At 66.8% G+C, this 17,759-nt stretch carries 16 protein-coding genes; 13 read left to right on the top strand and 3 right to left on the bottom strand.

Going from position 1 to position 17,759, the window contains the following annotated elements; all coding sequences use genetic code 11:
* Positions 1 to 147 precede the first annotated feature (147 nt).
* From infB to trxA, 3 genes are all read left to right on the top strand, one after another.
* On the top strand, positions 148 to 3,066 hold the full coding sequence (gene infB, locus AC1DDO_RS12185) for a translation initiation factor IF-2 (RefSeq protein WP_441409404.1): 2,919 nt from the start codon (positions 148 to 150) through the stop codon (positions 3,064 to 3,066).
* Between the two features lie 248 nt (positions 3,067 to 3,314).
* On the top strand, positions 3,315 to 3,824 hold the full coding sequence (gene rbfA, locus AC1DDO_RS12180; protein WP_476971908.1) for a 30S ribosome-binding factor RbfA: 510 nt from the start codon (positions 3,315 to 3,317) through the stop codon (positions 3,822 to 3,824).
* Positions 3,825 to 3,983: 159 nt separating this feature from the next.
* A complete protein-coding gene (gene trxA, locus AC1DDO_RS12175; RefSeq protein WP_476971907.1) occupies positions 3,984 to 4,421 on the top strand; it encodes a thioredoxin in 438 nt (145 codons plus the stop codon).
* 100 nt (positions 4,422 to 4,521) lie between these two features.
* Here trxA and AC1DDO_RS12170 read toward each other — a convergent pair whose 3' ends face one another.
* On the bottom strand, positions 4,522 to 4,725 hold the full coding sequence (locus AC1DDO_RS12170) for a hypothetical protein (protein ID WP_441409407.1): 204 nt from the start codon (positions 4,723 to 4,725) through the stop codon (positions 4,522 to 4,524).
* 92 nt (positions 4,726 to 4,817) lie between these two features.
* Positions 4,818 to 6,032: a pyridoxal phosphate-dependent aminotransferase gene (locus AC1DDO_RS12165; RefSeq protein ID WP_476971906.1), complete on the bottom strand. Its 1,215-nt coding sequence runs from the start codon at positions 6,030 to 6,032 to the stop codon at positions 4,818 to 4,820.
* Between the two features lie 97 nt (positions 6,033 to 6,129).
* Between AC1DDO_RS12165 and truB the strand changes: the two genes are divergently transcribed.
* From truB to AC1DDO_RS12150, 3 genes are read left to right on the top strand one after another with little or no spacing between them, the layout of a single operon-like run.
* The gene (gene truB / locus AC1DDO_RS12160) at positions 6,130 to 7,095 is read left to right on the top strand and encodes a tRNA pseudouridine(55) synthase TruB (RefSeq protein ID WP_476971905.1); all 966 of its coding nucleotides are present in this window, start codon (positions 6,130 to 6,132) and stop codon (positions 7,093 to 7,095) included.
* A complete protein-coding gene (locus AC1DDO_RS12155; RefSeq protein ID WP_476869862.1) occupies positions 7,095 to 7,448 on the top strand; it encodes a hypothetical protein in 354 nt (117 codons plus the stop codon). The genes truB and AC1DDO_RS12155 overlap by 1 nt, the downstream gene beginning before the upstream one ends.
* A 1-nt stretch (position 7,449) precedes the next feature.
* Positions 7,450 to 7,980, top strand: coding sequence for a hypothetical protein (locus AC1DDO_RS12150; RefSeq protein WP_476971904.1), 531 nt, complete (start codon positions 7,450 to 7,452; stop codon positions 7,978 to 7,980).
* Between the two features lie 58 nt (positions 7,981 to 8,038).
* Here AC1DDO_RS12150 and AC1DDO_RS12145 read toward each other — a convergent pair whose 3' ends face one another.
* Positions 8,039 to 8,593, bottom strand: a complete 555-nt coding sequence (locus AC1DDO_RS12145) for an NUDIX domain-containing protein (protein ID WP_476971903.1) — start codon at positions 8,591 to 8,593, stop codon at positions 8,039 to 8,041.
* A gap of 280 nt (positions 8,594 to 8,873) precedes the next feature.
* Here AC1DDO_RS12145 and AC1DDO_RS12140 point away from each other — a divergent pair, with 280 nt between their 5' ends.
* The 7 genes from AC1DDO_RS12140 (at position 8,874) to AC1DDO_RS12110 (ending at position 17,704) form a co-directional block, all read left to right on the top strand.
* Positions 8,874 to 10,727: an HNH endonuclease signature motif containing protein gene (locus tag AC1DDO_RS12140; RefSeq protein WP_476971902.1), complete on the top strand. Its 1,854-nt coding sequence runs from the start codon at positions 8,874 to 8,876 to the stop codon at positions 10,725 to 10,727.
* A 207-nt stretch (positions 10,728 to 10,934) separates the two neighbouring features.
* Positions 10,935 to 11,318, top strand: coding sequence for a hypothetical protein (locus tag AC1DDO_RS12135; protein WP_476869781.1), 384 nt, complete (start codon positions 10,935 to 10,937; stop codon positions 11,316 to 11,318).
* 215 nt (positions 11,319 to 11,533) lie between these two features.
* The gene (locus tag AC1DDO_RS12130) at positions 11,534 to 12,517 is read left to right on the top strand and encodes a bifunctional riboflavin kinase/FAD synthetase (RefSeq protein WP_476971901.1); all 984 of its coding nucleotides are present in this window, start codon (positions 11,534 to 11,536) and stop codon (positions 12,515 to 12,517) included.
* Between the two features lie 99 nt (positions 12,518 to 12,616).
* Positions 12,617 to 13,471, top strand: a complete 855-nt coding sequence (kynA, locus tag AC1DDO_RS12125) for a tryptophan 2,3-dioxygenase (RefSeq protein ID WP_476971900.1) — start codon at positions 12,617 to 12,619, stop codon at positions 13,469 to 13,471.
* Entirely contained in the window at positions 13,468 to 14,733 is a 1,266-nt protein-coding gene (gene kynU / locus AC1DDO_RS12120) for a kynureninase (protein ID WP_476971899.1), read from the top strand. Before kynA ends, kynU begins: the two co-directional genes overlap by 4 nt.
* A gap of 192 nt (positions 14,734 to 14,925) precedes the next feature.
* Positions 14,926 to 15,195, top strand: coding sequence for a 30S ribosomal protein S15 (rpsO, locus tag AC1DDO_RS12115; RefSeq protein ID WP_120953920.1), 270 nt, complete (start codon positions 14,926 to 14,928; stop codon positions 15,193 to 15,195).
* Between the two features lie 247 nt (positions 15,196 to 15,442).
* On the top strand, positions 15,443 to 17,704 hold the full coding sequence (locus AC1DDO_RS12110) for a polyribonucleotide nucleotidyltransferase (RefSeq protein ID WP_476971898.1): 2,262 nt from the start codon (positions 15,443 to 15,445) through the stop codon (positions 17,702 to 17,704).
* Positions 17,705 to 17,759: the final 55 nt, after the last annotated feature.

The following is a 17,759-nucleotide window of genomic DNA, read 5'->3' as shown; positions in this document are numbered from 1 at the left end:
ACCCGATGAGTTCCCAGCGATGAGTGCGCAACGATGACAACTTTGTTGCGCTCTGCAATGGGCCTTTCAGCTGCATTCGCGGCGGAGGCCCGCAGTAAGAAGTAGACGGTTCGTGCCTGGCTCGGTGCGGACCGAGACAGGAGAAATGTGGCCAAGGTCCGCGTACATGAGCTTGCTAAAGAGCTCGGTATTACTTCCAAAGACGCAGTAACCAAACTGCAGGAACTGGGCGAATTCGTTCGCTCCGCCTCTTCAACCATTGAGGCCCCCGTTGTGCGGAAACTGCGCAACGCCTACCCCGACGCCCCCGCAGCTTCGAAGTCCGAAGCTCCGGCGTCCGCCCCCCAGGCACCTGCCAGCCCGGCAGCGACCCGTCCGGCGCCTGCGCCTGGCCCCGCTGCGCCCAAGGCAGCCGAACCCAAGGCTGAAGCTCCGGCTCCGGCCGCTGCGGCTCCGGCTGCTGCGGCACCTGCCGCCGCGCCCGCCGCTCCGGCAGCCCCCGCCGCGCAGGCTCCGGCAGCCCCCGCTGCCCAGGCCCCGGCTGCTCCCTCGACCGGCGTCAAGCCCGGCGCGCGTCCCGCCCCCAAGGCTGAAACCCCGGCTGCTCCGGCACGCCAGGGCGGTTCTGCACCCCGTCCGGGCGGTCCCCGTCCCGGCAACAACCCCTTCGCCACGTCCCAGGGCATGCCCCGCGGCCGCGGCGGCGACAACGAACGCCCCTCGCGTCCGGGCAACAACCCGTTCGCTCCTTCCCAGGGCATGCCCCGTCCGGGCGGAAGCCGCACCGAGGGCGAACGCCCCGGTGGTCCGCGCCCCGCAGCAGGCGCAGGCGGCCCCCGTCCGGGTGGTCCCCGTCCGGCAGCAGGCGCAGGCGGCCCCCGCCCCGGCGCTCCGCGTCCGGCTGGCGCCCCCGGTGCCGGTCGTCCGGCAGGAGCCGGCGGCAACCGCCCGACTCCGGGCATGATGCCCAACCGCACCGAACGTCCCGCACCCGCTGGTGCCGGCCGTCCCGGCGGCGGAGGCCGTGGCCCGGGCCGTCCGGGTGGCGCTCCGGGTACCGGTGCTCCCGGTGCCGGTGGCGGCGCTCCGGCCGGCGGCGGCTTCGGCAAGGGTGGCCGCGGTCGCGGTGGCACCCAGGGTGCCTTCGGTAAGGGCGGCGCAGGCCGTGGCAAGCAGCGCAAGTCGAAGCGTGCCAAGCGTCAGGAACTCGAGCAGATGAGTGCCCCGTCGCTGGGTGGCGTGAGCGTACCCCGCGGCGACGGCAACACCGTAGTCCGGCTTCGCCGTGGCTCGTCCATCACGGACTTTGCCGACAAGATTGAGGCGAACCCCGCAGCGCTGGTGACGGTCCTCTTCCACCTCGGCGAAATGGCCACGGCCACGCAGTCGCTGGATGAAGAGACCTTCGCGCTGCTCGGCGAGGAGCTTGGCTACAAGCTCCAGGTTGTGTCCCCGGAGGACGAGGAGCGCGAGCTGCTCTCCACCTTCGACATCGACTTCGACGCCGAACTGGAAGCCGAAGGCGACGAAGACCTTGAGGCACGTCCTCCGGTTGTCACCGTCATGGGTCACGTTGACCACGGTAAGACCCGACTGCTCGATGCCATCCGCAAGTCCGACGTTATGGCGGGCGAGCACGGCGGCATCACGCAGCACATCGGTGCCTACCAGGTCACCCACGCCCACGAAGGCGTCGACCGCAAGATCACCTTCATCGATACTCCGGGCCACGAGGCGTTCACCGCCATGCGTGCCCGTGGTGCGAAGGTCACCGACATCGCCATCCTGGTGGTCGCAGCGGACGACGGCGTCATGCCCCAGACCGTTGAAGCCCTCAACCACGCCCAGGCGGCCAACGTGCCGATCGTCGTGGCCGTGAACAAGATCGACAAGGAAGGCGCCAACCCGGACAAGGTCCGCGGCCAGCTGACCGAGTACGGCCTGGTTCCGGAAGAATACGGTGGCGACACCATGTTCGTTGAGGTCTCTGCCCGCCAGAACCTCAACATCGAGGAGCTCCTCGGCGCCGTCCTGCTCACCGCAGACGCTGCCCTGGACATGCGCGCCAACCCGAACAAGGACGCCCGCGGTATCGCGATCGAAGCCAACCTGGACAAGGGCCGCGGTTCCGTGGCTACCGTCCTGGTTCAGTCCGGTACCCTGCACGTCGGCGACACCATCGTGGCAGGCACGGCCCACGGCCGTGTCCGTGCGATGTTCGACGACGACGGCAGCGCCCTGACCGAGGCCGGCCCGTCCCGCCCCGTGCAGGTGCTGGGTCTGTCCAACGTCCCGCGCGCCGGTGACACCTTCTTCGTGACCGCTGACGAGCGCACCGCCCGCCAGATCGCCGAGAAGCGTGAAGCCGCCGACCGCAACGCCGCACTGGCCAAGCGCCGCAAGCGGATCAGCCTGGAAGACTTCGACCAGGCCGTCGCCGATGGCAAGATCGACACCCTCAACCTCATCCTCAAGGGTGACGTGTCCGGTGCCGTGGAAGCCCTCGAAGACGCGCTGCTCAAGATCGACGTCGGCGAGGGTGTCCAGCTCCGCGTTATCCACCGCGGTGTCGGTGCGATCACGCAGAACGACGTCAACCTGGCAACGGTCGACAGCGCCGTCATCATCGGCTTCAACGTCAAGCCCGCCGAGCGTGTTGCCGAACTGGCAGACCGCGAAGGCGTGGACATGCGCTTCTACTCCGTCATCTACGCAGCAATCGATGACATTGAGGCAGCCCTCAAGGGCATGCTCAAGCCGGAGTACGAAGAGGTCCAGCTTGGCACCGCCGAGGTCCGCGAAGTGTTCCGTTCCTCCAAGTTCGGCAACATTGCAGGCTCGATCGTCCGCTCGGGTGTTATCCGACGCAACGCCAAGGCCCGCATCACCCGCGACGGCAAGATCATCGGCGACAACCTCACCGTTGAGACGCTCAAGCGCTTCAAGGACGACGCCACCGAGGTCCGCACGGACTTCGAGTGTGGTATTGGTCTTGGCTCGTACAACGACATCAACGAAGGTGACATCATCGAGACCTTCGAGATGCGCGAAAAGCCGCGCGTCTAAGGTGTCCTAGCGTTACAGGTGCGGGGCCGTTGGATTTTTTCCGGCGGCCCCGCCCCTTCGCCGGACGGTTTTCGATCTTCGATCGCAAACCGCCCGGCTCCGATAGGCCCGATGCCACTCCCCGGCCGCCGGAAAAAACCCAACGGGAGTCCGTCGTAGACTCGCCTTAGGCGCGTGGCATCAAAACCCAACAGTTGTGCGGCCACCGTTCCGGCGCCGTCGTACATCCAAATTTTTTAGGAGTGGAAATGGCTGATCCCGCACGGGCTGCCAAGTTGGCGCAGCGGATTAAGGTTGTTGTTGCGGAGGCTCTGGGCCGGAGGGTCAAGGATCCCCGGCTTGAGGGCGTTACCGTGACCGACTCGCGGGTCACCAACGACCTGCAGCACGCAACCGTTTACTACACCGTGTTCGGTGACGAAGTGGCCCAGGCCGACGCCGCCAAGGGCCTGGAGAAGGCCAAGGGCGTGTTGCGGCAGGAAGTCGGCCGGAACATCACCGTGCGGCTGACTCCCACCCTCGAATTCGTGGCCGACCAGATCCCCGTGAACGCCTCGAACCTTGAGGACCTGCTCCGCGAGGCGAAGAAGCGCGACGCCGAGGTGGCCGCGCTGGCCGAACGCGCCACGCACGCCGGCGACGCCGATCCCTACAAGAGCGACACGCCTCAGGACGTTGAGCTGGACGAGGACGACTTCGACGAAGAGGACCTGGACCTCATCGACAACGAAGCGATCGACGAGGACCGCAACAAGTAAGAATGCTTTTATGGCTGTGCCTTCACCAGCAGGGGCCGGATCCGGTAACGGGTCCGGCCCCTGCTGTCTCCTGGGGACCTTCGACTCTAGGCCCGTTCAGGGGCCCGGGAGTCTCATGGAGCAAATGACTGCAGGGATGCGGGAAAGCGCCGGAGTGCCGTGGAAACCAGCCTGACGAAGTGCCCGCGCTGCGGGAAGACCAACCGGATTCCTGCGGCCGCGCCCGGGCGCCCGCGCTGCGGCAATTGCGGGCAGGACCTTCCCTGGATCGTGTCCGCGGGCGATGCCGACTTCCCGGTTGTCGCCGAGGAGTCTGCCGTCCCGGTACTGGTGGACTTCTGGGCGGCGTGGTGCGGACCCTGCCGGATGGTCAGCCCGGTGCTGGACAAGCTGGCGAAGGAGCGGGCAGGGAAGGTCAAGCTCGTAAAGGTCGACGTCGACACCTCCCCGGGGTTGTCCCGAAGGTTCGATATCCAGGCCATCCCAACGCTGCTTGTCATCAAGCACGGGGCAGTGGCGGCCCGCCAGGCCGGGGCGCCACTGGCCGCGGCCCTCCGCAGCTGGCTGGATGAGGCACTGGCGGCAAGCCCGAGGTAACCGCCGGTTGAGCCGGGTTTGGCACGCAGATGCCGCCGAGACGGCAGATCACGGCAGTGCGCAGGAGAAACATTGCCGCTAAGTGCCATCTCGAGATGCCCTAACGGCGCCGGGAGCGCCCCACACCCAAGCCGCCCAGCACAGGCGATCCTGCGCCCAGGAGGAAACCGAAGTCGTACCAGTTCCCCGCGCGGGCGGAGTTGTAGAACGGGAACTCAGTCCAGGCTCCGAAAACATGGGCGATCAGGACGATCCAGGCCGTCAGCCCATTCCAGAAACCCCATAGCAGGTCTTGCCACCACACGATGTACCCCCTTGGCCGGAATTCCAGGGTGCCCGGACGAGCCGGGACAGCCCAAAGTCAGGATAACCGGGTCGGCTGGGAGCGCCGTGTGTTTAGGCTATGACTCCAGCGGCACCGGCAACAGGGCCGGTGGTCCCGGCGTGGTTTGCCGCCGGCTCGCGGGCAGGGATGCGGCCAAGGCCCTCCACAAGATCGGCCCTGTTGCCGCAGAGCGCAATGCGGATCCAGCCCTCGCCGATGGACCCGAACGCCGTGCCGGGAGCGAAGGCCACGCCGGAATCGGCCAGGAAGCGGCGAGTCCAGGCCCGGACATCCCCGCCGCTGGCATGCGACACGTCCGCCCACAGGTAGAACGCGCCTTGGGCCGCGAGATAGGGGATGCCGTGGGAGCTGAGCACTTCGGAGGCCGCGTCGCGGTTGGCCCGGTAGTGGGCGTGGGCGTGGCTGACATAGTCCTGCGGGCCGGTCAGCGCCGCCAGCGCAGCGTATTGCGACGGCGACGCCACGCAGGACACGATCGACTCCATGACGTTATTCATCTTTTGCTCCAGCCCCGGCGGGCAGATCAGCGCGCCAATGCGCAGACCCGTCAGCCCATAGGTCTTGGACAGCGTGAGCGAAGTGAACACGCGCGCTTCTCCCGGAACATCGCTGTCGAAGCGGGCCGGGCTGACATGCGGGACATCGTAGGTGAACGCCTCGTAGCATTCGTCGGAGATGACCCACAGATCGTGCCGCTTGGCCAGTTCCACAAGGCGGCGCGTCAGGTCCTCGCCCAGGACAGCGCCGAGCGGGTTGGACGGCGAATTCAGGATCAGCACCTTGGTCCTCGGCGTGATGAGCGCCTCGATGTCCTCTATCCGCGGCTGGAAATCGTGCTCCGGATACAGCGGGTAGCGGACGGGCACAGCGTGCAGCAGGCTGCTCGTCATCGCGAAGGTGGGGTAGCCGGGGTTGGGAATGAGGATCTCGTCCCCGGGGGAGAGCAGCAGGCTCATGGCGAAGTGCAGGCCCTGCTGGGCACCATCCACCACATAGACCCGATCGGCGCCGACCGGCGTCGCATTGTGTTCCCGGAAACGGGCCGCGAAGGCCTCCCGCAGCCCGGGAATGCCGGCGTTCGGGGTGTAATTGGTCTCGTCGCGGTCAAGGCAGGCCATCCCGGCCTCAAGGACATGGCGCGGGACGGCGAAGCCCGGCTCCCCGATGCTCAACACGATCGCACCCGGCGTTCCCCAGGCGGCTTCGGTGATCTCGCGGATCTGGTTGATCGGGACGTCGCGGACATGTGCGGCAAGCTCGGGCATGTGTGCCATCCTAACGCCCGGCGTCCACCCGGGTGAGGGCGGTCGGCGGCGGGGAGGTGGGCGGTGGGGCGCTGCTGGCCCGCATATACTGGGAGGCGTGCTTTCTGGACTGGTGATAGTTGACAAGCCGCAAGGATGGACCAGCCACGATGTGGTTGGACGGATGCGGCGGATCGCCGGTACCCGAAAGGTCGGCCACGCCGGGACGCTGGATCCCATGGCCACCGGGGTTCTGGTGGTGGGCATCAACAAAGCCACGCGGCTGCTGACTTACATAGTGGGCACGTCCAAGACTTACACCGCCACCATCAGACTGGGTGAATCCACAGTGACGGACGACGCCGAAGGCGAGGTCACTGCCACCCACAGTGCCGCCGGGGTCACCGATGATGCCATCCGTGCCGGCGTCGCCGCACTGACAGGGGACATCGAACAGGTTCCCAGCAGCGTCAGCGCCATCAAGGTCAACGGCGAACGCGCCTACGCCCGGGTCCGGTCCGGTGAAGAGGTCAAGCTCGCCGCGCGCCCCGTGACGATCCACCGCTTTGAGGTCCACGAGATCCGCCGCGGAAATGACGGAAGTGACGGTGACAGTGGCGCAGGCAGCGAGGCCGTGGATGTGGATGTCACGGTCGAGTGCTCGTCCGGGACCTACATCCGTGCCCTGGCCCGCGACCTCGGTGAGGCCCTCGGCGTCGGCGGTCACCTTACGGCACTCCGCCGGACCCAAGTGGGTCCCTACACCCTTGACCAGGCGCACACGCTCGAACAGTTGGCCGAGAAGCTGGACGTCCTCGAGATCTCGGACGCGGCCCGTGCGCTGATGCCCAACCGTGAACTCAGCGAGGCGGAGACCACCGAGATTTCCTTCGGCCGAAGGATCGCTGCCGGCGCCACGGCCGACACTCCGGAGGCTGCGACCGCGGACAAGCCCGCGGCGGCGTTCGCGCCCGACGGCACGCTCGTGGCCCTCCTGGCCGACGCCGGAAGCTACGCCAAGCCTGTCCTGGTATTCGCGCCAGATAATGAGAAGCACGGCAATGAAAAGTTGGCCGGCCAGTAGTGGACGCGTATTTTTACATCATTCTGGTCGTTGGCCTGCTCTCCAGCATCATCTGCATCGCAGCAGGGATCCTGAAGAAGGCGCCCAACGACACGACGATACTGTCGGTGGCCGTCGTCGAACTTGCCTTGCTGGTCTATCTGGTGGGCTCGATTGTCAGGGTGGCCAGCGGGGAGCAGATGGCAGGGGAGCCGTGGGAGTTCTGGGGCTACCTGGCGACGGCGCTGCTGCTCCCGATCGGCGCCGTGTACTGGGCCATCCTGGAGCGGACCCGCTGGAGCAACTTCGTCCTGGCCGCCGTCGGCGTCACCGCCCTGGTGATGGCGGCCCGAATGAACCAGATCTGGTATTGAGATGGAAGAGGCAGAAAACGTGACTGCAAAACCCTCGCAGGACGGCACTGGCAACCCGGCAGAGGCGGCCTCCGGGTCCACGGACGCTGCGGCGGATTCGACCGGGACGGCGGACACTGCACCGGTGGCGGCCAATACCCGCAACACCGGGCCGGGACGGTTGCTCATCGCGGTCTATGCCGTGTTCGCGATTTCGGCAACGGCCCGCGCCGGCTACCAGATTCTGACGAAGTTTTCCGAGGCGCCCCTGGCGTACCTGTTGTCAGCCTTCGCCGCAGTTGTCTACGTCGTGGCCACGGTTTCCCTCGCGAAGCCTGGCCGCACCGCATTCAAGGTTTCGGTGGTGGCAGTCCTGGTGGAACTGGTGGGCGTCCTCGTGGTAGGGGCACTGAGCGTGTTCGACTCGGTGAACTTCCCGCACGAGACCGTATGGTCCCTGTTCGGCCGCGGCTACGGATTCATCCCGCTCCTGCTGCCCATTCTGGGACTCATCTGGCTGTATCGCCGGCGCCCCGCGCCCCTGCACAGCTAGCCCCGGCTGTACCGTCCGGGACTGGCCCGTCGCCGGCCGGCTGGCCACCGGCTGCTGGCTAGCCTCGGCGGACGACGCGCCAGTGATCCGCGAGCCTGCTGCGCAACCCGGGCCACGCCGCGGCGAAACCGGGGTGCAGTTCCTTGCTGCCGACCTCCTCAATCTCCACCCATTGCAGTTCGAGGCTTTCCTGGTCGCTGATCGCGGCGTCGAACGGTTGCAGCGCTTCGGCAACCACCGTGGTGTATGTCCAATAGCCGACGTCGAACACCGACGTGAACAGGACGCGGATGTTCTCCGGAGGAACGGCCGCTTCTTCCTTTGCTTCCCGCAATGCCCCGTGGATTGCCTCTTCACCGTGGTGCAGGGCGCCGCCGGGGAGCCCCCACGTGCCGCCCTGGTGGCTCCACAGCGCGCGGTGTTGGAGCAGGATTCCCTTTCCAGGGTCGTGGAGTAGGAGCCCGGCGGAACCGAACCGTCCCCAGAACCGTCCGCGGTCGCCCTCGACCCAGGCGTCACCCGGATCGCGTGGACCGAGCGGGTGGCGAGGATCGCCCGGCGCAGGCAGCGCGAATGGTGATTCCCCGGCCCGCGGTGTGGCTGTGATGTCCATCCCTACAGCTTGCCACGCGACGGTCCTCGGAGGGGCGGGCAACCTACGCAGTGTTACGGGTGACGGCTGGGTGTTGCTGTCGGGGCCTCGGGTTCGTTGCTGCGTGGGCGTCGGGGCGCTGACCGATTCCGCGACCAAGGTCCTCAGCAAAGGCCGCCCGGGACCCAATTGAGCTGGAGCGAATCGTGCTGCGGCGCTTCCTACGGGGCGATTTCCTACGGGCGAAACCTCAGCAGGACCAGGTCCGTTTTTTGTCGTACCTCTCTGGCAGAGTTCAGTTATGGAAGCCATTGGAGATTTCGTCCCGGATCCGGCCCCGTGGGCCGGGCCGGTGGTGTCCTCCCTGCTGCCCCGGTTCGCGGCCTTTGATCCCTGGACTGAGGCAGTCGTCGGCGCCGGGAACGCCACGGCGACCAGTATCAGCTGCAGCGCAACTACAGACGCCGGGGAAACGTCTGTCGGCTCGGCGCTGAACTCTGCGCTGGCCCTGCTCGGGTCCTCGACCCCGACGGCGTGCGCCGAGGCGGCCCGGTTCGGCCTGCTGGAGGCCGCGGACTTCGCCGGCCGGATAGAGGAACTCTCCCGCAACATGGAATACCTGCAACTCGTAGCCGCCGCGGCGGTGGACCGGACACGCAAACAGTCAGCAGGGGCCCGGCCGGCCCTGTCCTGCCACGGGCCGGAGTCTGCGGCGCCGGAGGGCTGGCTCACCGGATGGAAACAGGAACCCAACGCCCGACAAAACGGCGCGACTGGCGCCGGGGCTGACAGCGGTTCTGACGCCGGATACGGCGCCGGGACAGGCCTCAGCGGCTCGGCCGGGCCGGACGCCCTGTCCGCGGCGGTGGACGACGGCTGCCGGAACGCCACAGAGTTCCTGCGGGTCCGGTTGCGGATCAGCGCCGCCGAAGCCCGGCGCAGGCTCATGCTCGCCGCCGAGCTGTTGCCCCACACCGGTATCGGCGGCCACACCGAGCCGCCGGCGCGGGTGGAGCTCGCCGCCGCCGTCGCTTCCGGCATGGTCGCCTCGCGCGCCGCGACCGTCATCACGCTCGCCCTGGACCGGGTCCGGCACATCTGCCGCCCCGAGGCCGCGGCCACGATGGAACGTGCCCTGACCTTGACGGCGCTAGAGAACGACGCCGACTTCCTGGTCCGGATCGCTCGGCGATGGACCGACGCCCTGGACCAGGACGGCGCGGAACCCTCCGAGGAACTGCTGCGCCGGATCCAGGGCGCCTTCATCCGCAAACCCCGGCACGGCCTGCACCACCTGGAAATCTTCGCCACCGCCGAACAGTACGAACACCTCGTCACCGTCATGAACACCGCCACCAACCCTCGCGCCGGCCTAGACACCGGCTCGGAAATGGGACCCGACATAGCAGAGGGCACGGTGACGGTCGCGGACGCCGCCACGGTCGCGGACGCCGCCACGGTCGCGGACGCCGACACGGGCGTAGGCCTGGGCGCCGCCATGGTAGCGAGCGCCGCCACAGGCGTAGGCCTTGGCGCCGAAACCGGAGCAGCTGACCTGCTCGACCAGCGCTCCCGGCCGCAACGGCTGCTCGACGGCCTCGTCGGAGCCTGCAAGGTGGCCCTCGCCACCGGAGGGCTGCCCGCAACAGGCGGTCTCCGGCCCCAGATCATGGCCACCATCGACTACCGCGACCTCCTCAAGCGGCTCGGCGGTGCGGGACCCGACCACGAGGGCACTGGATCGCTAACGTTCACCGGCCCCATCACCGCCTCGACCATCCGCAAACTCGCCTGCGACGCGGACATCATCCCGATGGTGCTCGGCGGGGACGGCCGGATCCTGGATATCGGCCGCGCTTCCCGGGTCTTCCCGCCCCATGTCCGCAAAGCCCTCACGGCCCGGGACCAGGGCTGCGCCTTCCCGCAATGCACCATCCCCGCCCCCTGGTGCGAGGCCCACCACATCACCTACTGGTCCCGCGGCGGCAGCACCGGCACAGAGAACGGAACGCTGCTGTGCTCGCACCACCACCACTTGATCCACAAAGAACAGTGGACCGTCCGGATGCGCAGCGGCACCGCCTGGTTCATCCCACCGCCGCACATCGACGCCGCCCGGACGCCACGCCGGAACCGCTATTTCCGCCTCGAGTGACCCTGCGTTTCGTCTGACCCCGCTGCCCGCGTAATCCCCAGACCGAGCTAGTTCTGCTGCGGGGGACGTTTCGAATGGGGACGTTTCGAATGGGGACGATTCGAACAGTGACGATTCGAATGGGCACGTTTCGAACAGGGACCTTTCGAAGGGGAGAGGATGCCCGTGGCATACCGCGCGCTCTGGGGGAAAGACTAGGGTGGAGGCATGGACCACCGCCGTCTGCTGCTGCGGGCCGTGAAGTCGATTCACACGATTGCCTGGTTCACGATCGAGGCCTGCATGGCCTACGTCCTGTACACCGGACTTAGGGGCCGAACCGACCGGAAAACAGGTGTGGCCGCCGTCGTGGTCGCAGGAGAAACGCTGGTCTTTGCGGCCAATGGCTTCCACTGCCCGCTGACCGCCGTCGCCCAGGACCTCGGCGATAGCGACGGCTCGGTGACGGATATCTACCTGCCGCGTTGGTTCGCACGGATGCTGCCCGGAATCCACGTCCCGCTGATCCTCGCCGCCGTCGTGCTGCACTGGCGGAACTGGCGGCATCATTCAGTCCGGGATAGCCAGCGGAGGCTGTTGCTCGGGCGATAGCCAGCGCTGGCCCCAGCACCCTCAACCTGCCGCCGCTACGTTGCCGCTCACGTTGCGGTCCCGCCGGGCGCGCCCCCGCCGCGTGCGCGCGACGCTGCACCAGGAGCCCGGCGAACCGTCCGGGAGCGGCCCGGATTGCGGGTAATCTTAGAGAGTTCCGGAGCCGGCACGGTCGCTCCGGAGGAGTTCATGGCAGGCAGCAAAAGGCGAGGTTGATGGTCCACATCTGGAACGATCTGTCCGAGGTCCCGGCGGACTTTGGTCCGTCGGTTGTCACGTTCGGCAATTTCGACGGCGTGCACCGCGGCCACCAGCAGGTGCTCTCGCAGCTCATCCGCACCGCCCGGTTGAACCACGCCCGCGCCGTCGCCATCACCTTCGATCCGCACCCGGCGCAAGTGCACCGTCCGGAGTCGGCTCCCGAGCTGATCATGGGCCTGGAGGACAAGCTCGTGGCCCTGGGAGAGCTCCGCCTCGACGCCGTCCTGGTGATGAAGTACTCGCTGGAGCTCGCCAGCCTGACCCCCGAAGAATTTGTCGCCACGGTCCTGGTTGACGGCCTGAAGGCGAGCCATGTGGTGATCGGCCACGACGCCCGGTTCGGCCGCGGCAATTCCGGGGATCTCGCCACCATGCAGGAGCTGGGCCGGAAGCTCGGCTTCGAGGTGCTGGTCATCAGCGAGTTCGGCTCGGAAGGCTTCCCGATCCACGACGACGCCGGGACGGACCGCCGCTGCTCGTCCACGTGGGTCCGTGAGGCACTCCGTGAGGGCGACGTTGCCACCGCCGCTGCCGTACTCGGGAGGCCACACCGGATGCGCGGCGAGGTGGTGCACGGTGCTGCACGCGGCCGCGACCTCGGATTCCCCACGGCAAACCTCGCCCCCACGGCCACCGGGTACATCCCCGCGGACGGGATCTACGCCGGCTGGCTGGTGGACCAGGACGGCACCCGGTGGCCGGCCGCCATCTCCGTGGGCTCGAACCCCACGTTCTACGGTGTGAGCCGCCAGGTCGAGGCTCACGTGATCGACCGCCCCGAGGAGTCCGTCGATGACTTCGATCTGTACGACCAGACAGTTGTGGTGGAATTTGTCACAAGGCTCCGCGGCATGGTGGCGTACCGTGGGCCTGAAGCTTTGGTGGAGCAGATGCGCCTGGACGTCGTCCAGGCTCATGACATCCTGTTCGCCCGCTAAAAACGGGGCCGGATCGGCGTCGACCCCCGCGCTGACGGCGTTCTGACTCACTGGAGCCGCGCACTGGTTCGCAGCCGTGCGGCAAGGAAGGCAAAAGACGTGACCATCGAGAAGAACACAAGGGAACTGGACCAGGACATTGTCCGGGACTTCAGCGAGCGGATGAGCTACGCGTCCTACCTGCAGTTGCCCACCCTGCTCAGCGCCCAGAAGCCGGTCAGCGCACCGGAACACCACGATGAGATGCTGTTCATCATCCAGCACCAGACCACGGAGCTGTGGCTGAAGCTGGTACTGCATGAGCTGCGCAGCGCCGCCGCCTGGCTGCGTTCGGACGACCTCGGGTCCGCCCTGAAGGCGATCGCCCGCGTCAAGCACATCCAGAAGACCCTCACCGAGCAATGGTCCGTGCTGGCCACACTGACGCCCACCGAGTACTCGCAGTTCCGCGGCTTCCTCGGCAACTCCTCCGGATTCCAGTCCAGCCAGTACCGGGCCGTCGAGTTCCTCCTCGGCAACAAGAACGCCAAGATGCTCCCGGTCTTCGAATCGGACCCCGAAGCCCACGAGATGCTGCGCGAACTGCTCGAAGCACCCAGCATCTATGACGACTTCCTCGCCTATCTCAAGCGCCAGGGCTTTGACGTCCCGGCATCGGTGCTGGAGCGGGACGTCACCAAGGCCCACGAGTTCTGCCCCGAATTGGTCCCGGTCTTCAAGTACATCTATGAGAACGCCGCGGACAACTGGGGCGCGTATGAGGCCTGCGAGGAACTGGTGGACCTCGAGGACAATTTCCAGCTCTGGCGATTCCGCCACCTCCGCACGGTCCAGCGCACCATCGGCATGAAATCCGGCACCGGCGGATCCAGCGGTGCGGCGTTCCTGCAGAAGGCCCTCGAGCTGACCTTCTTCCCGGAGCTCTTCGCCGTGCGGACGGAGATCGGCCAGTGAGCATCCCCGCCACCAACGACGCAACGGACAACCTGTGGCAGCGCGCCCTGGACCTCGACACCGCCGATCCGCTGGCCGGTTACCGTGACCACTTCGTCGGCACGGACACCGAGCTGTCCTACCTTGACGGTAACTCCCTGGGCCGGCCGCTCAAGCGGACCGTCACCGACATCAGCAGCTTCATCCAGGACAGCTGGGGCGGCCGCCTGATCCGGGGCTGGGACGAGGAATGGCTCGAACTGCCGCAGGCCATCGGCGACCAGCTGGGCCGCTCAGTGCTCGGCGCGGCACCCGGACAGACCATCATCGCCGATTCCACAACGGTTGTGCTCTACAAGCTCATCCGCGCCGCCCTGGCCGCGGTTACGGATCCGGCCCGGAAGGAAATCGTCCTGGACACGGACAATTTCCCCACCGACCGCTACTTGGTGGAGGGCATCGCCCGCGAAGAAGGCCTGACCCTGCGCTGGATCGACGCCGATCCTGCCTCCGGTGTCACCGTCGAACAGGTGCGGGCCGTCACCGGCCCGGCCACCGCCGTCGTGGTCCTGAGCCAGATCGCCTACCGCTCCGGCTTCCTCGCGGACCTGCCGGCCATCACGGCCGCAGTCCACGACGCCGGCGCCCTGGTGGTGTGGGACCTTTGCCACTCCGCCGGGTCGGTGGAGATCGCTTTGGACGACGCCGACGTCGACTTCGCGGCGGGCTGCACCTACAAATACCTGAACGGGGGACCGGGCTCGCCCGCGTTCGCCTACGTCAACGCCCGGCACCTGGCCGCGCTGCAGCAGCCAATCTGGGGCTGGATGGGACGTAAGGATGCGTTCGAAATGGGTCCCGGCTATGAGGCCGCTGCCGGCATCCGGGGCTTCCTCAGCGGCACCCCGGCCATTTTCGGGATGCTTGCCATGCGCGGCACGCTGGACCTGATCGAGGCAGCGGGGATGGCAGCGCTCCGGGCGAAGTCAGAACTGCTGACCGCCTTCGCCCTCGAACTCTACGATGCGTGGCTGGCACCGGCCGGAGTGCAGCTGTCCACCCCGCGGGACCCGGCACTGCGCGGTAGCCACGTCACGATCGACCACCCTGCCTTCCGTGAGATGACAGCTACGTTGTGGGACCAGGATGTAATTCCCGATTTCCGTGCCCCGCAGGGCATCAGGATCGGGCTGTCGCCGCTGAGTACCTCCTTCGCGGAGGTCTACCGGGGCGTCGCGGCGGTGCGCGAGCTGCTCGCGGGCCAGGACACCGCAACCGTTTAGCCGGTGGGCGCGGCCGGCGGTTTCGACAAGATCGCGGACGTGCCACTAAACTGGACGTTGGATCCGGCTGCAGTCCGTGGCGGCTGGTTCCTGTTGTGTACGGAATGCCCGGCTTCGGCGGGGGATTCCGGGACGGCACCCCCGGCAGTGAATTACTGATTCGGGCCTCACGGCACATCTCTAGGAGTTATTGTGGCACTTGAAGCCGCTGTAAAGCAGTCCATCATCAAGGATTTCGCAACGTCCGAGGGCGACACCGGTTCGCCGGAGGTCCAGGTTGCAGTCCTGACTCAGCGGATCAAGGATCTCACTGAGCACATGAAGGAGCACAAGCACGACTACCACACCCAGCGCGGTCTGCTGGCCATGGTTGGTCGTCGCAAGCGCATGCTCACCTACCTCAAGAACACTGACATCACCCGCTACCGTCAGCTCATCGAGCGCCTCGGCCTGCGTCGCTAGTCAGCTTTAAGGGGCGGCCCCTTCCGGACCGGAACGGGCCGCCCTCTTCAGGACAAAACTAAACAGGAGGATCAACCGCATCACGCATTCGCGGTCCTCGGTAGTGATCCCCGGGAACGGCCTCAAGGAATGAGGCCCGGCCCGTGGGTCTCGATCGATGACCGGGTGCAGTGCAGGCCAGTAGACAGATGCTGGACTGGGTTGATGCGGCTGGGCTCCGTGAACCATGAAACGGAGGTGACTCTCTATGGAGGGTCCCGAAATCCAGTTCTCAGAAGCAGTCATTGACAATGGCCGCTTCGGCAAGCGTGTAATCCGCTTTGAAACCGGCCGTCTTGCCAAGCAGGCAGCCGGCGCAGCGATGGTCTACATCGATGAAGAGACCGCATTGCTGTCCGCCACCACCGCAGGCAAGCACCCGCGTGAAGGTTTCGACTTCTTCCCGCTGACTGTCGACGTCGAAGAGCGCATGTACGCCGCCGGCCGCATCCCGGGCTCGTTCTTCCGCCGCGAAGGCCGTCCCTCCACGGAAGCCATCCTGGCCTGCCGCCTCATGGACCGCCCGCTGCGACCCGCGTTCGTCAAGGGCCTGCGCAACGAGGTCCAGATCGTCGTCACCGTGCTGTCCATCAACCCGGACGAGCTCTACGACGTCGTCGCGATCAACGCGTCCTCGATGTCCACCCAGCTCTCCGGCCTGCCCTTCTCCGGCCCGATCGGCGGCGTCCGCGTTGCCCTCGTCGCCGACGAGAACGGCTCGCAGTGGGTTGCGTTCCCGAAGCACTCCCAGCTCGAGAACGCCGTCTTCAACATGGTCGTTGCCGGCCGTGTCGTCGGCGGCGCCGAAGGCGATGACATTGCCATCATGATGGTTGAAGCCGAAGCCACCGACAACTCCTGGAACCTCATCAAGGAACAGGGCGCCACCGCCCCGACCGAAGAGGTTGTTTCCGAAGGCCTCGAGGCTGCCAAGCCGTTCATCAAGGCCCTTTGCGAAGCACAGTCCGACCTGGCAGCCCGCGCTGCCAAGCCGACCGTCGAGTTCCCGGTCTTCCTGGACTACCAGGACGACGTCTACGCCGCTGTGGAGTCCGCTGCCGCCGAGAAGCTGGCCGCTGTCTTCCAGATCGCCGACAAGCAGGAGCGCGACACCGCCTCCGACGAGCTCAAGGACGAGGTCACCTCCTCCCTGGCCGGCCAGTTCGAAGGCCGCGAGAAGGAGCTGTCCGCAGCGTTCCGCTCCGTCACCAAGCAGGTTGTGCGCCAGCGCATCCTCAAGGACCAGATCCGCATCGACGGCCGTGGCCTGACGGATATCCGCCAGCTCACCGCCGAGGTTGAGGTTCTGCCCCGCGTCCACGGCTCGGCCATCTTCGAGCGCGGCGAGACCCAGATCATGGGTGTCACCACGCTGAACATGCTCAAGATGGAACAGCAGATCGACTCGCTGTCTCCCGTGACGCGCAAGCGCTACATGCACAACTACAACTTCCCGCCGTACTCCACCGGCGAGACCGGCCGCGTCGGTTCCCCGAAGCGCCGCGAAATCGGCCACGGTGCCCTCGCAGAGCGCGCCATCATGCCGGTGCTGCCGTCCCGCGAGGAATTCCCCTACGCCATCCGCCAGGTGTCTGAGGCTCTCAGCTCCAACGGTTCGACGTCGATGGGTTCCGTCTGCGCCTCCACGCTGTCCCTGCTCAACGCAGGCGTGCCGCTGAAGGCTGCCGTTGCCGGTATCGCCATGGGCCTGGTCTCCGACCAGGTTGACGGCCAGACCCGCTACGCCGCCCTGACCGATATCCTCGGCGCCGAAGATGCCTTCGGTGACATGGACTTCAAGGTCGCCGGTACCTCCGAGTTCGTCACGGCCATCCAGCTGGACACGAAGCTCGACGGCATCCCCGCCTCGGTCCTGGCCGCAGCACTGAAGCAGGCCCGCGAAGCCCGCCTGCACATCCTGGACGTCCTGAACTCCGCGATCGACACCCCGGACGAGCTCTCCGAGTTCGCGCCGCGCGTCATCGCGGTCAAGATCCCGGTAGACAAGATCGGCGAGGTCATCGGCCCGAAGGGCAAGATGATCAACCAGATCCAGGAAGACACCGGAGCCGACATCTCGATCGAGGACGACGGAACTGTCTACATCGGCGCCACCAACGGCCCGTCTGCCGACGCAGCACGGTCCGCGATCAACGCCATCGCCAACCCGCAGATCCCGGAAATCGGTGAGCGCTACCTGGGCACGGTCGTCAAGACCACCACCTTTGGCGCCTTCGTTTCCCTGACCCCGGGTAAGGACGGCCTCCTGCACATCTCCGAGCTGCGCAAGATCGCCGGCGGCAAGCGCGTGGACAACGTCGAGGACGTCGTCTCCGTGGGCCAGAAGATCCAGGTGGAAATCACCAAGATCGACGACCGTGGCAAGCTTTCCCTGTCGCCGGTTGTGGCTGAAGAGGCTGCCTCCGCAGACGCTGACAGCGCTGAGGTCTCCGCGGACGCCGCAGAGTAGTCTTTCCTGACCAAATGGCGGGGCCGGTGGATCATCCACCGGCCCCGCCGTTGGT

It is taken from the genome of Arthrobacter sp. 10N43, assembly GCF_056394525.1.
This window is presented reverse-complemented; position numbering and strand designations above follow the sequence as displayed.

Coding starts and splice junctions, on each gene's coding strand:
- AC1DDO_RS12135 (WP_476869781.1), top strand. CDS start 10,935: ATGGACCACCGCCGTCTGCTGCTGCGGGCCGTGAAGTCGATTCACACG.
- rbfA (WP_476971908.1), top strand. CDS start 3,315: ATGGCTGATCCCGCACGGGCTGCCAAGTTGGCGCAGCGGATTAAGGTT.
- AC1DDO_RS12150 (WP_476971904.1), top strand. CDS start 7,450: ATGGAAGAGGCAGAAAACGTGACTGCAAAACCCTCGCAGGACGGCACT.
- AC1DDO_RS12110 (WP_476971898.1), top strand. CDS start 15,443: ATGGAGGGTCCCGAAATCCAGTTCTCAGAAGCAGTCATTGACAATGGC.
- AC1DDO_RS12145 (WP_476971903.1), bottom strand. CDS start 8,593: ATGGACATCACAGCCACACCGCGGGCCGGGGAATCACCATTCGCGCTG.
- AC1DDO_RS12165 (WP_476971906.1), bottom strand. CDS start 6,032: ATGCCCGAGCTTGCCGCACATGTCCGCGACGTCCCGATCAACCAGATC.
- AC1DDO_RS12140 (WP_476971902.1), top strand. CDS start 8,874: ATGGAAGCCATTGGAGATTTCGTCCCGGATCCGGCCCCGTGGGCCGGG.
- AC1DDO_RS12130 (WP_476971901.1), top strand. CDS start 11,534: ATGGTCCACATCTGGAACGATCTGTCCGAGGTCCCGGCGGACTTTGGT.